The organism is Mycobacterium marseillense (assembly GCF_010731675.1).
Classification (GTDB): domain Bacteria; phylum Actinomycetota; class Actinomycetes; order Mycobacteriales; family Mycobacteriaceae; genus Mycobacterium; species Mycobacterium marseillense.
Window position 1 is genome coordinate 1,603,309 of sequence record NZ_AP022584.1, and the last position, 13,017, is coordinate 1,616,325.

Here is a 13,017-nt window from a genome sequence, read left to right on the forward strand (position 1 = left end):
TACGCAGTAGTCGATATCAGATGTAGGTGTGCAATTCCATCGCATAGCTATTCGCGTGTAAAAATGAAGGCATGGTTCCTGAAGTTCCGCAACCTGCCAAAGCGGCCGCAGTCCTTCTTGTATACCAGCTTAAACCCGAGCTGAGAGACCTTCGCCTCGAGGTCGGTGTCTGTGATGCCCCACTGCCAAATGCCGGGGAAGTCACGCCACGGCCTGTCCATTTCAGGGTGCTTCTCACTAAGCTTCTCGAAAAGGTTTTCGTACTCGTCTATTCGCCGACTGTGCGGCACGTTACGGAAGTATTCTTTCTCGCCTAAATCCAGCAGGCGGACAGTTTCTTCCGAACCCGTCCACTGCTGGTTATAAATCAACAGCGAATTCGTCTGCTTTGCGTACATTTCGAGTATTGCATCCCAGTCAGGGGACACCTGGTGCAGCAATACATCGAACAAGAAGACCGCATCCATGTTACCAACTTGGTCGGCCACGGCTTGATCGCCAAAATTGCCGCCGACAAGGCGAAGCTGCGGATGGGACTGTGCCCGCGCGCTGACGGTCGGCGTCACGTTGAGGTCGACCAGCGCTGCATCCTTTATCTGGTGTGTCTCCAACGCATGAAATGTGTACGCGCCTTCGACCCTCCAAACAGCGCCCAAGTCCGCGAACGATTGGATGCCAAGAGAGGTGAATGCCCGATCTATGAGCTCGATTTTGTCGTTGTTAACCACTCGTCGAGCAAGTTGAAACACTGGTTCCCCTCCAGGATGATCGTGTGTTGGTCAACGCGCACAATACGTCTCACTATCCGATTGGGCGCTTTGCAGCCAGCTACTCGCTCACCTTACAGGCCCAGTCGCGTGATCTCCGGTGTTTGGTTGTCGCCAAGTACCGTCCACACGGGGGCACTGCATCGGCACAAGTTCGACCTGCTACATCAAACTGTGTCGTGCAGTCGGGTGCTGGGGGTCAAGCATGAATGCGTTACCAACGGTCGCTTCCGTCGGTACAAGAGCTGTGGCGGCCGATTCACGGCGGCGGAAACCAATGGAAGCGAGTTAGCAGCTGACAACCAGATAATCGTTGCCATTGCCGCTGCCGCGGCACGGCCACTGGAGCGATTCGTCGTGAAATCTGACCTGAAGAGCGATGGAACTTCCGGCGATGTCGAGCCCCGCACGGCGGTCGGCCGCAGACGGCAGCGCCTCCGCACCGCCGAACATAGAGATTCACTCATCGGCCAGATCTATAAGTGCTGGTAGGCGATTACGAGCGGTTGTCGGCTTCCCTTAGGGCACAATACGCAGACAACCAGAAGGATGGGTATGACCTCCACAGACGACGACACCCAGGATCAAACTCCACCGCTGACTCCTGCCGCAGCGTCTTCCGCCACCGCATCCAAAACGGTTGCTGGTGATGCCGCGGGTGGTGATCAGCGCTCGCAGACGGGATTTCGCCCGGATATCGAGGGGTTGCGCGCTGTTGCGGTGTTGGCCGTCGTTCTTTTCCATTGCAGTGCACCGGGATTGGGTGGCGGCTTCGTCGGTGTGGACGTTTTCTTCGTCATCTCGGGCTTCCTCATCACTGGGATGCTCTGGCGCGAGGCGAGCACCGCCGGGACCGTCAGGTTGCTCCGCTTCTATGGGGGCCGTGCACGCCGGCTGTTGCCGGCGTCGGCCACCGTCGGCGTTGTGACTGCGATTGCCTCGGCTGTGCTGCTGTCCCCGCTGGAGGTAAAAGGCGTTATCGGCGACGGCATCGCCAGCGCACTTTATGTCGGTAACTATCGATTCGCGTTGCAAGGCGTTGACTACTTTCACATCAGCAAGCTTTCGCTCTCGCCCTTCCAGCACTACTGGTCTCTGGGCGTCGAGGAGCAGTTCTACCTCGTGTGGCCGGCGCTGATTCTTGGTACCGCGTGGCTGATCCGGCGTGCGCATCGGCGCGCAGGTGCGGCACATGCCTCGTCGGTGGCTCCTTACGTGTTCGTCCTTGAACTGGTCGCCGCCGTGTCGTTCGCGATGTCGTGGGTGACTACTCGGACGGCGCCTCCCGTGGCGTTTTTTTCGTTACACACGCGCGCGTGGGAATTGGCCGTAGGCGGCCTGGTGGCCCTTACGACCACGCAATGGCGCCGGCTACCGGCATTGCCAGCTGCGATCGTGGGATGGGCTGGTCTGGCCTTGATCTTGGTGGCGTGCAACCAATTGGACGCGACCACGCCCTTTCCTGGTACCGCTGCGCTGCTGCCAGTGATCGGCACGGCGCTGGTGATCGGCGCGGGCTGCGCCACGGCTTCTCGGGGGTGTGGCCGCCTCTTGGCGGTGCGGCCCATGCGAGCGATCGGCCGGGTTTCGTATTCGTGGTACCTCTGGCACTGGCCGGTGCTGCTGCTGGCGACGCCGTTGCTGGGCCGTCCGTTGGGGCCCATAGATGGCTTAGCGGCAGTTCTCGTCTCCTTGGGGTTGGCCGTGCTCACGTTGCGCTTCATCGAGAACCCCTTCCGATACTCCGCTTCGCTGCGCCGGTCGGCCGCCCGCAGTTTGGCTCTCGGTGGTGTCGCCACCGCGATGGCGGTTTGTGTAGGCGTGGCGCTGCTGGTAGTCGTGCCTACCCCGGTCGGCCGCGGGCCGGCGGCCCCAGCATTGCGGGTCGCGGCAGGGCCTCCGCCCACCGGGCGGAACATTGAGCCGTACGACGCGGCGGTCCAGCAGATTTTTGCGCAGGTGCAGGCCGCTGTTGCGGCATCCGTCGACCTGAAGGCCGTGCCGTCAAATCTCGATCCATCGCTGGTCGGCGCAACACACGAAAGTGCGCCACCCGGCCTAGAGGACTGCCTGCGCAACCTCTTAGAAGTCGACCAGCCTGAGTGCGCGACGGGCGACACTGCTTCGAAGACCACGGTGGCCCTGGTCGGAGACTCGAATGCCTATAGCTGGAGCCCGGCGCTTCAGGAGGTCGCAACCCAGCGGCACTGGCGGCTGGAGGTCCTGACCAAGGGTGCCTGCCCGATGCTGGACCTGCCGATCAAAGTTTTCGGTCAACGCAACTACACCGAGTGCGAGCAGTGGCGCAGTCAGATCATCGCCCGACTGCAAAGCGAGCGCCCACGCCTGGTGGTGCTGGGCATGTTGCGCCACGGCGGCACAGGATCCTCGCCCTACGGGGCGGCGTGGACCGAGAGCCTTACACGCCTGGTGCGGCAGCTACGCGGCACTGGCGCGAACGTATTGGTACTCGGGCCAACCCCGGACCTGCATTCGATGGTGCCGGACTGCCTATCCCTTCACCTCGACGATGCGACGGCCTGCTCGTCGGGTTTGTCGACGGCGGTTAATCAGCCGGGTATCGCGGCTGAGAGCTCCGCGACCAAAGTTGGCGGTGGGCAATATGCCGACGTCACCGAACTGTTCTGCACCGCCGACCGCTGCCCGCCCATCGTGGGCAACACTCTCGTGTACGAGGACGAGTTCCATCTGACGCCCGAGTACGCCCGGGTGCTGGCACCGGCAATGGGTGCGCTGGCCGACCGAGCACTCGTCTCCGGTTGACTCGGCGCTGTGTGAGCGGTCGGGCCACCCACCGGTTGAATAACCGTAGATAATGGCCTCTGCCGTCGCCCACACGCACGACCACCGGAAGGACTCGTCGTGAAATTTGCCCTGGCGAGCTATGGAACTCGCGGCGATGTCGAGCCCTGCACGGCCGTTGGCCGCGAACTGCAGCGGCGCGGGCACGACGTGCGCGTGGCCGTGCCGCCCAATTTGGTCGCGCTGGTCGAGTCGGCCGGGCTCGCGGCGGCCGCCTACGGGCCCGACCAGCAGGACGGCTTCTGGGACACCGACTTCCTCAGTAAGGTCTGGAATTTCCCGGAGGTGAGAAGGCGGTGGCGCGAAGCCCAGGACATGCTTGTCCAATCCTGGGCGGAGATGAGCGCGACCCTGGCATCCCTGTCGGAGGGGGCCGACTTGGTGTTCACCGGCCCGGGTTTTCCGGGCGTCGCGGCGAACGTGGCCGAACACCTCGACCTTCCATTGGCCACCATGCATTACTTCCCCATGCGGCCCAATGGCCAGCTCTCCCCCGGCCTGCCCGCGCCGCTGGTCCGGTCCGCCATGACGGCGCTGGACTGGACCCAGTGGCGGGTGACGAAGAAGGCCGAGGACGCGCAGCGCCGTGCCTTCGGCCTACCGAAGGCAAAGGGCCCCGCACCGCAACGGATGGCAGCCCGCGGCGCGCTGGAGATCCAGGCTTACGACGAGGTGTGCTTCCCCGGGCTGGCCGCCGAGTGGGCGAAATGGCAAGACCAGCGGCCCTTTATCGGCACGCTGACCATGGAGCTGACGACCGACGCCGACGACGACGTCGCCGCGTGGATCGCCTCGGGAACTCCCCCGATCTGCTTCGGCTTCGGCAGCACTGCGGTCGATTCGCCGGCCGACACGATCACCATGATCGGAGAGGCGTGCGCGCAACTAGGCGAGCGGGCACTGGTGTGCTCCGGCAAAACCGATTTCACCGGCGTCCCGCAGTTCGACCACGTCAAGGTGGTAGGCGTAGTGAACTACGCAGCGGTGTTTCCGGCGTGCCGCGCGGTGGTGCATCACAGCGGCGCCGGCACCACGGCCGCCGGCCTGCGCGCCGGGGTACCCACACTGAGCCTCTGGAGCATGAGCGATCAAAAGATCTGGGCCGGCCAGGTCGACCGGCTCCAAGTGGGCACCGCCCGGCCGTTTTCGAACACCAGTCGAGAAACGCTGATCGCGGACCTGCGCAAAATCCTGGCTCCCGACTACGTCGCCCGCGCCCGTGAATTGTCTTCTCGGATGACCAAACCCGCCGAAAGCATCGACAGAGCCGCCGACCTCTTGGAAAAATTCGCCAGCACGAGGCACTTTGCCTGAATCCCTTGGTTCGCCGGATGCCAATGACCTTCGATACCGTTGACGCCGCCGGTGCACGGCGACTGCAAGGCAGGGAGCAGTAATGAAATTTGCCCTGGCGAGTTACGGAACTCGCGGCGACATCGAACCCTCCGCTGCGGTGGGCCGCGAACTGGTGCGCAGAGGGCACGAAGTTCGCCTGGCCGTCCCTCCCGAACTGGTTGCCTTCGTCGAATCGACCGGGCTCGTAGCGGTTCCTTACGGCCCCAAGGTGCAGGAGTTCCTCGACGAGGAATTCCTGCGGAACATGTGGGCGGATTTCTTCCGCAATCCGATCAGGCAGGTGCCCAAAGTTTGGGATCCGCTCATCAAGTACTGGGGCGACGTGAGCACGACGCTGAAATCGTTGGCGGATGGCGTCGACCTACTCTCCACCGGCCTGAATTTCGAGCAGGCCGCCGCCAATGTGGCTGAGTACTACGACATTCCGTTGGCCTCGTTGCACCACTTTCCCATGCGCGCCAACGGCCACCTGGTGCCGAGCATGCCGTCACCATTGGTCCGCTCGGCAATGACGATGATCGAGTGGTTGTTCTGGCGCTCAACGAAGAAGGTCGATAACGCGCAGCGCCGAGGACTCGGACTGCCTGAGGCGACACGTCGCTCGCAGCGACGGATCGCCGAACACGGTTGGCTCGAAATCCAGACCTACGATGACGTATTTTTCCCCGGTCTGGCCGCCGAATGGGCGACATGGGGCGACCAGCGCCCCTTCGTCGGCGCGCTCACGATGGAGTTGGCAACGGACGCTGACGACGGTGTCGCATCGTGGATCGCCTCGGGGACACCACCGATTTGCTTCGGCTCGGGAAGCATACCGGTCGAATCCCCTACCGCAACCGTCGAAATGATCAGCACGGCGTGCACACAGCTCGGCGAGCGGGCGCTCATTTGCTTCGGCGGCACGGACTTCAGTGACGTGCCGCACCCCGATCACGTCAAGCTCGCCGGCCCCGTGAACTACGCATCCATCTTTCCCGCCTGCCGCGCCGTGGTTCATCACGGCGGTTCGGGCACCACCGCCGCGAGCCTGCGTGCCGGAATCCCGACCCTGGCCCTGTGGAGCTCGGCCGATCAGCCGTACTGGGGGGCACAGATCAAGCGCCTGAAAGTCGGTACTGCTCGCCGCTTTTCGGCCACCAGCCCGGAATCGCTGGTAGCGGACCTGCGAACCATCCTCGCCCCCGACTACGCGACCAGGGCACGCGAACTCTCGACCCGGATGACCAAGCCCGCCGAGAGCATCGAAACCACCGCCGACCTGTTAGAAAACGCCGTCCGCAGGAAAGGGCTTGGCTGAGGAGCCTTTATCGCCGGCCGGCGGGCGTGGAATTCATCCGGCTGGCGACCGCCTTGAGTGAATCAGGCAGGAACCGCAAGGCCACCCCGACGGACTTGGTGGTCAGCGAGCCGCCAACCACTTTGCGGTCGCCGCGCATCATCGCCTCGAAGCCCTGCCTGGCAACCTCAGCTGGGTCGTCCTTGGGCTTTTGCCCCGCACGCGTATCATCCATACCCGCGCGACTGAAGAAGTTGGTCTCGATGGTGCCAGGCAGCAGAGAAGTGATTGTGATTCCGGTATCACGCAATTCGTCCTGCAAGGCTCCGGCGAAGGACTGCACAAACGACTTGGAGGCGTGATAAACGGCCTCGAAGGGCCCGGGCGCCATCGACGCCAGCGACGACGTGAGCAGGACCCTCCCCGCGCCACGCCGGGTCATGTTCCGGAGCACCAGCTTGGCCAAGTGCACCGTCGACCGCACGTTGAGATCGATGATCGACATATCGTGCGCCAAGTCGCCCTCGACGAAGCTTCCCCCGCCCCCGATGCCGGCGTTCAGCGCGGCCGCATCGAGCGTGCGATCACCTGCTGTGGCCTCCTGAAACAACTCTTCGACGCCTTCAGGAGTGCGTAAGTCGACCTGTACCGGCCGCACATCGACACCCCATCGGGACAACGTGGTGGATGCTGGGTAAATGCCGTCGTTTTCGGCGGCCACCACCAGGTCATATCCCCGCTGGGCAAAAAGCTCCGCTAGCTCGAGACCGATTCCACTGGACGCGCCGGTGATCAATGCTAATGCCATAGCAGGGGCCTACCCGCGCGTTAGGCCGTGAAACCCGCTTGGTCACAGGGCGGTGGTGCTGCTGGCCGGGCGCTCGGAGAGCTTCAGACCGGTCGTTCACCCCAAAACTGTTGGGAGATATCCCATCTCGAAACATGCCCTAGCGGGCCGGCTTGATGAGCAGGCCTTGGCCGGTGGGCAATGTGCAGATTTTCACACCCAGTTCGTCGGCCACCTCGTCCATGGCGGCGCGCTGCTCGTCTCGTCCCCTATTCGCGTAGTCGTCCAGCAGTACGAAGGCGCCGGGAGTCAGACGTGGCCAAAAGAATCGCAGCGCAGCGACTTCGGGGGGAGCGCAATTCATGTCGATATGCAGGTACGCCACGGACGGTGCGTCGACCTGCTCGAGCGTCTCCGGAACCGCGCCGACGATGATGCGGTGGTTTTGCCATTGCGCGAAATTGGCACGGACACTGTCAACCCCGTTGACGTACATCCCGTTGCGCAGGTGTCCCGCGCTCGTTTCCAGCGCCCCGGCCCGGCGTTCGTTCTCAGTGACGAAACGCGGATCGATGCCGGCAAAGGTGTCGAGCAGATAGAACGTCTTGCCCACCCGATCCCAATCGAGGTACTCCATGATGGCGCTGCTCAAGAACCCGTAGCTGACGCCGCACTCGACGAAATCGCCCTCGAGCTTGCTGGCGCTGGCCGCCGCCCACAGCCCCACGTGCACGCGCCACTGCCACTGGTACCAATCCTCGTTGCCGAGGGAGCGCGCACCACGCTGGTAGGCGCGCTGGAATTCGGGATTATCGAGAAACGCGTGAAAGTTGTTGAAGGTGATCAGCGCATCGTTGGCGTAGACGTCAGGCAACAGTTTGCGCGCGAGCCAATATTCGGTGCGCACCCACCACATCCGCAGGCGGGTGCCGGTTGTCAACCCAGTTGCCACGGCGGCAACCATAACATCGGCGCATACCGCCTCCGGTGGAAACGGAAGCGGTACATCATGATTGTGTTTCGCCCACCTTGGACCGGAGGGCAAATCGTCTCGTACACCTAGAGATTCAGCGTTCTCTCAGGACTTACGCCACAGCACGCCGGTGCCGTCTATCTCGACGATCTCGTCAGTCACCCCATGCTTGGCGCGATAGTCGGTCACCGCCTGCGCGCACGCCTTGATCGCATGGTAGTCGTCGACGATGCAGAAGCCCCCTGTCGACAACCGCGGGTAGAGCGCATCGAGGGCCTGGATGGTCGACTCGTACAGGTCGCCGTCAAGCCGCAGCACCGAAATGCGGTCGATCGGGGCGTCCTGCAGCGTGTCCTTGAACCACCCTGGCAGGAAACGCACCTGGTCATCCAACAACCCGTAGCGCTCGAAGTTCGCCTGGACGTGTTCTTGCGGCACACCCAGGATGCGCGCGTGGCGATGCAGCCTGATCCCTTTGTCCGCTTTGTAATTGACCGTGTCGGGGGGCGGCACTCCAGCGAACGAATCGCACAACCACACGGTTCGCTTCTCGTCTCCGTGGGCCGCCAACACGGCGCGCATCAAGATGGACGCGCCGCCGCGCCACACGCCGCACTCGACCAGATCACCGGGGACGTCCTCTTCCAGGACCGTCTCGACGCAGTGCTGCAGACTGGTAAGTCGCTGCATACCGATCATCGTCAAGGCATCCGCCGGCCAGTCCAGGCCCAAGTCACGAGCATTCTTGTTGAATGGCCGTTTGCGCACGAGCAGCAGATTGCGCGTACTGAAAAGGGGACGCCCCAAGCGGTACAACCCCACCGGCACCAACTCGTCGCTGCCGTACCTGGTGAGGTCGCGCCGGAGCAGATCGAGGTATGCAAAACGCGTGTCGTGATCGGTCACCGCCAAAGCTACCCCTTACTCCGCATGCCATTACTACCGGTAGAGAGCCTAGACGTCCGTCGACGCCGTCAATGCGTTTCGCAGTGTATCCGTCACCGGCTGCTCAGCGACTTCGCTCTGCGGATACTCCGGGAACGCAGCGCCCCGAACGCGCGAATTCTTCCAACAGATCGACTGCGTGCCCCGCGCTCTCGGCGGGTTTACTCATCCGGGTCGCGAGCTCACGGGCGCGAGTGGTGTATTCCGGGGCAAGTATCGTCCGCAGATCGGCAATCAGAGTTTCGGGAGTGGCGCCCGAGAAACGTCGGGATGTGCCTACCTTCAGTTGTTTGACGCGCGACCCCCACATCGGCTGGTCGCCGGCCGTCCAAAGGATCAGCGAGGGGATCCCCGCGCGCAGGCCGGCAGCCGTGGTGCCCGAACCGCCGTGATGAACGACCGCGCGACAGGCGGGAAAGATCTTCGTGTAGTTGACCACGCCGACGACCTTGACGTGATCCAACTGGGGGACGTCGCTGAAGTCGCTCCAACCGGAGCAGATCAACGCCCGCTCCCCCAACTCCGCGCAGGCAGCACCGATCATTTCGACCGTCTCGGCGGGCGATTCGGCGACCGGCATGCTGCCGAAACCGAAACAGATGGGAGGCGTGCCCTGGGCGATCCACGCCAGCACCTCGTCGTCGCATTCGGTCGTCAGTTCCATGGTCAGCGAGCCCACAAACGGCCGCTGGCCACCCCACTTCGCCCACTCGTGGGCCAGCCCGGGGAAGCAAACATCGTCGTAGGCCTGGATTTCCAGCGAACCCCGCTCGGCGATCCGGCGAGGTGAGGCCACCGTTGCGGTGGGGAGGCCGAGCTCGCGTCGCTGCCGATCCTCGGCCTTCTTGTTCATGCGCCAGCACATCCAGTCGTACGCGGCCATGCCGGTGCGGACCATGGGTCCGGGTATCCCCGGGACGACCTGGCCGTTGGGGCGCATCGGAATGTAGTGCAGTGTGGCCATCGGGATGCCGTAATAGTCGGCGACGTTGATCGCCAAATCCTGGTAAAGCTGCCCGGTGAATAGCAAATCGGCTCCGGCCCCCACCGCCATCAGCGCCGAACTCATTTCCTGCCAGTTTTTCAGTACCGGTTCCCAGGCCTCTCGCATCAACTTGACCGGGCCGCGGATGAAGTTCTTGAAGAAGTCCCGGATGAACTCGTCGCTCCAAAAGTCGTGCATATCCGGGCCATAGGGGATCGCCGGGACTCCGGCCGCCTCGGCCAGATCGACAAGATTTGGTGGAACGGCCATGCGTACCGAGTGGCCTCTGCGCATCAGTTCACGACCGATAGTGAGGCAAGGCTCGATATCGCCACGCGTCCCATAACTTGCCACAGCAAATTTCATCGCGACTGTTACCTTAATCAATCTCCGACGGCGCGGGCAACTTTGACTGCGGCGTTTCCGCTCGGTAATCTGCGGTCCGCCATGCGCTCTGGGGCTCGGTCGGCGTCATTCGTTGTCGTTGTTCCGCAACGGATTTGGCATCCCGCAGCCACGCGGGATTGTAACGGTGCACCGGAATAGCCGAGTGCGACAAAACCAACCTCATCGGCCCTTCCCCCCGAACCGTAGAAGTGTGACGACCCGTGGGCAGTGTGGCTGAAGCCCAGGTGTCGTCGCCTGATCTTTCCGTTAGTCTGCCAGACGATCGACATCATGTCCGCGAAAACGGGAAGTCGGCCCGGATCCAACGGTGCATCGAAACCGGTAACAAATTCGACTATTCCCCCAGCGCAACGCCCCTAAACCTGTTTGCTGCATCAGGCGCGACTCCGTGAGCTGGCAAACTTTTCCACGATGCCGGCGGCCTTGACGACGCTGTCGGCCGGTTTGGTCATCCGGGCGGCGATCTCGCGAGCGCGCCGCGCGTAATCCGGAGCGAGGATCTGGCTTAAATCCTTGATCAATGATTCGCGATCGGCGGCCGAAAACCGGCGTGTGGTACCGACTTTCAGCCGTTTGAGCTGAGCGCCCCAGATGGTCTGATTCGCATCCATCGAGAGGATCAGCGTGGGGACGCCGGCACGCAGGCTGGCGGCAGTTGTCCCGGAGCCGCCGTGGTGTACGACCGCACGACAAACAGGAAATATCGTCGCGTAATTCACCGGGCCCACCACCTTGACGTGATCGGCGAGCGGGACACCGCTGAAGTCGCTCCTGCCGGCGCAGATCAATGCCCGCTCGCCCAGCTGCGAACAAGCGGAGCTGATCATGTCGACGGTGTCGGCCGGAGATGCGACCGGCATGCTGCCGAAACCGAAGCAGATCGGCGGAGTTCCGTCGCGAATCCAGGACATCACGTCGTCGTCGGCCTCGGTGGTCAACTCCATCGTCAGCGTGCCGACGAAGGGGCGCAGGCCGTCCCATTTCTTCCATTCGTCGGCCAACCCGGGGAAGCATGCCTCGTCATAGGCCTGGATTTCCAGCGATCCGCGGTCGGCGATCCGCCGCGGTGACGGCGCTGTCGCCTTCGGCAGCCCGAGTTGCCGACGCTGGGCGTCCTCGACCTTTTTGTTCAGGCGCCAGCAGTACCAGTCGAACGCCGTCATCGCGGAGCGGGCCAACGGCGGCGGCAGGATCGAAACGACCTGGCCATTGGGCCGCATGGGAACGTGATGCAACGTGGCCAGTGGAAGGTCGTAATACTCGGCGACGTTGGCGGCGGGCTCCTGGTAACTCTGCCCCGCGAACAGCAGGTCAGCCCCGTCGGCCAGTGACAGCAGCGTCGTGTTCATCTGTGCCCAGCACTGGTCGCTGAGATCCCACATCTCGCGCCACATGCCGCGCATCTCCCGGACCTTCCAGAACCCGCGGAAGAAAGCGGTCCAGAAGTTGCGGTAGACGCCGAGCCAGGTCTGTGAGTCCAGCCCGTAAGGGACCGCAGTCAGCCCAGCCGCCTCGGTGAAGCTCACCGAATCGGGCGGGACGGCCATGACCATGTCATGCCCCCTGCGCTGCAGTTCGCGGGCGACGACCACGGAAGGCTCGATGTCGCCGCGCGTTCCATAGCTGGCCAGCACACATTTCATCGCGATTCCCAGCCCTTCGGTTGCGCCATCACGGTGCACCGATCACTCTAAAGATCGACGATCTCCACAGCACCGGTTTGCGCGAGTGCGCAGGCTATGAGTATGGCGTCAACGGCCGTCACGGCTTGCGCCACAGCACGCCGGTGCCGTCGATTTCCTGGATCTCCGCGGTCACGCCGTGCGCTGTGCGGTAGTCGGCCACCGCCTGCCGACATGCGTCGATGGCGTGGTAATCGTCGATGATGCAAAACCCGCCCGACGACAGGCGCGGGTAGAGGGCGTCGAGCGCCTGGATCGTCGATTCATAAAGATCACCATCGAGGCGCAATACGGAAATGCGATCAATGGGGGCGTCCTGCAACGTGTCTTTGAACCACCCCGGAACAAAACGAACGTGGTCATCGAGTAAGCCGTAGTTCTCGAAATTAGCCTTGACCTGTGCCTCAGACACCGCCAGCACCGCCGCGGCGCGATGCAGGTTGATGCCCCTGTCCGCCTCGTAATGCGCGGTATCCGGGGGCGGCACCCCTTCGAACGAATCGCATAGCCACACAGAGCGCTTCTCGTCCCCGTAGGCCGACAAGACCGCACGCATCAGAATTGACGCCCCACCGCGCCACACGCCGCACTCGACCAGGTCGCCGGGTACGTCTTCCGTCAGAACCGTCTCCACGCAGCGCTGCAGGCTGGTCAGCCGCTCCATACCAATCATCGTCAAGGCGTCGGCCGGCCAATCCAGGCCCAGCTTCCGGGCGTGCTCGTTGAACGGACGCTTGCGTACCAGCAGCAGGTTGCGGGTGCTGAAAAGAGGGCGCCCCAGACGGTCCCAACCCACCGGCACCAATTCGTCGCTGCCGTACCGGGTGAGGTTACGTCGCAGCAGGTCAAGGTAGGCGGATCGGGTATCGAGGAACGGAGATCGCATGTCACGATCGGTCACGGTCAAGGCTGCCCCCTGGTTCAAATGAAAACTGGCGGTGGGGGACCCGTCCCTGCCCCTACCGGGTAGTAGCAACCATCATAGGCGTAAATATGCGCTGCTTCGGCTACCGCC

Annotated in this window: 10 protein-coding genes and 1 pseudogene; 4 read left to right on the plus strand and 7 right to left on the minus strand. The window is 63.1% G+C overall.

Going from position 1 to position 13,017, the window contains the following annotated elements; translation table 11 throughout:
* Positions 1-47: 47 nt before the first annotated feature.
* Complete coding sequence (locus G6N26_RS06810; protein ID WP_067173071.1) at positions 48-728, minus strand: hypothetical protein; 681 nt, start codon at positions 726-728, stop codon at positions 48-50.
* 594 nt (positions 729-1,322) lie between these two features.
* On the opposite strand from G6N26_RS06810, the pseudogene G6N26_RS26525 reads away from it, so the two are divergent.
* The 4 genes and pseudogenes from G6N26_RS26525 to G6N26_RS06825 form a co-directional block, all read left to right on the plus strand.
* Positions 1,323-2,486: pseudogene (locus tag G6N26_RS26525) on the plus strand (acyltransferase family protein); the annotation flags it as partial.
* An 84-nt stretch (positions 2,487-2,570) separates the two neighbouring features.
* The gene (locus G6N26_RS26530; RefSeq protein WP_372509337.1) at positions 2,571-3,551 is read left to right on the plus strand and encodes an SGNH hydrolase domain-containing protein; all 981 of its coding nucleotides are present in this window, start codon (positions 2,571-2,573) and stop codon (positions 3,549-3,551) included.
* Between the two features lie 99 nt (positions 3,552-3,650).
* Entirely contained in the window at positions 3,651-4,904 is a 1,254-nt protein-coding gene (locus G6N26_RS06820) for a glycosyltransferase (RefSeq protein ID WP_083018216.1), read from the plus strand.
* Between the two features lie 82 nt (positions 4,905-4,986).
* On the plus strand, positions 4,987-6,243 hold the full coding sequence (locus G6N26_RS06825; protein ID WP_083018218.1) for a glycosyltransferase: 1,257 nt from the start codon (positions 4,987-4,989) through the stop codon (positions 6,241-6,243).
* A 7-nt stretch (positions 6,244-6,250) separates the two neighbouring features.
* On the opposite strand, the gene G6N26_RS06830 is transcribed toward G6N26_RS06825, so the two are convergent.
* From G6N26_RS06830 to G6N26_RS06855, 6 genes are all read right to left on the minus strand, one after another.
* A complete protein-coding gene (locus G6N26_RS06830) occupies positions 6,251-7,030 on the minus strand; it encodes an SDR family NAD(P)-dependent oxidoreductase (protein ID WP_083018220.1) in 780 nt (259 codons plus the stop codon).
* Positions 7,031-7,169: 139 nt separating this feature from the next.
* Entirely contained in the window at positions 7,170-7,973 is an 804-nt protein-coding gene (locus tag G6N26_RS06835) for a class I SAM-dependent methyltransferase (protein ID WP_169925524.1), read from the minus strand.
* 114 nt (positions 7,974-8,087) lie between these two features.
* Positions 8,088-8,894: a TylF/MycF/NovP-related O-methyltransferase gene (locus tag G6N26_RS06840; protein ID WP_083018224.1), complete on the minus strand. Its 807-nt coding sequence runs from the start codon at positions 8,892-8,894 to the stop codon at positions 8,088-8,090.
* A gap of 97 nt (positions 8,895-8,991) precedes the next feature.
* The gene (locus G6N26_RS06845) at positions 8,992-10,278 is read right to left on the minus strand and encodes a glycosyltransferase (RefSeq protein ID WP_083018226.1); all 1,287 of its coding nucleotides are present in this window, start codon (positions 10,276-10,278) and stop codon (positions 8,992-8,994) included.
* Positions 10,279-10,694: 416 nt separating this feature from the next.
* Entirely contained in the window at positions 10,695-11,963 is a 1,269-nt protein-coding gene (locus G6N26_RS06850) for a glycosyltransferase (protein ID WP_083018294.1), read from the minus strand.
* Between the two features lie 118 nt (positions 11,964-12,081).
* Complete coding sequence (locus G6N26_RS06855; RefSeq protein ID WP_083018296.1) at positions 12,082-12,888, minus strand: TylF/MycF/NovP-related O-methyltransferase; 807 nt, start codon at positions 12,886-12,888, stop codon at positions 12,082-12,084.
* Between the last annotated feature and the right edge of the window lie 129 nt (positions 12,889-13,017).